Origin of the sequence: Caballeronia sp. INDeC2, from assembly GCF_023631325.1 — a bacterium.
GTDB lineage: Bacteria > Pseudomonadota > Gammaproteobacteria > Burkholderiales > Burkholderiaceae > Caballeronia.
Genome location: NZ_JALQDG010000083.1, coordinates 1 through 246, shown reverse-complemented (window position 1 = coordinate 246; position 246 = coordinate 1). Strand labels below are relative to the sequence as shown.

The following is a 246-nucleotide window of genomic DNA, read 5'->3' as shown; positions in this document are numbered from 1 at the left end:
GGGTTTGAGCACCGTGACTTCGGGCCTCGATTCGCTGTCGACGTCCGCCTCGACAGGCTTGAGCACAGTGACGTCGGGCGTCGCATCGCTGTCCACCGGATTGAGCACGGTGACTTCCGATGTCAGTTCGCTGTCGACGGGCATGAGCACGGTCACGTCCAACGTGAGTTCGTTGTCGACCGGTCTCAGCACGGTGACGTCGGGTCTGGACTCTCTGTCGAGTTCGACCTCGACGGGTTTGAGCAC

Annotated in this window: 1 protein-coding gene; it reads right to left on the bottom strand. The window is 61.8% G+C overall.

Going from position 1 to position 246, the window contains the following annotated elements; all coding sequences use genetic code 11:
* Window positions 1–246, bottom strand: a 246-nt coding sequence (locus NCS28_RS33305) for a hypothetical protein (RefSeq protein ID WP_284506425.1), incomplete at both ends; no start/stop codon positions are given.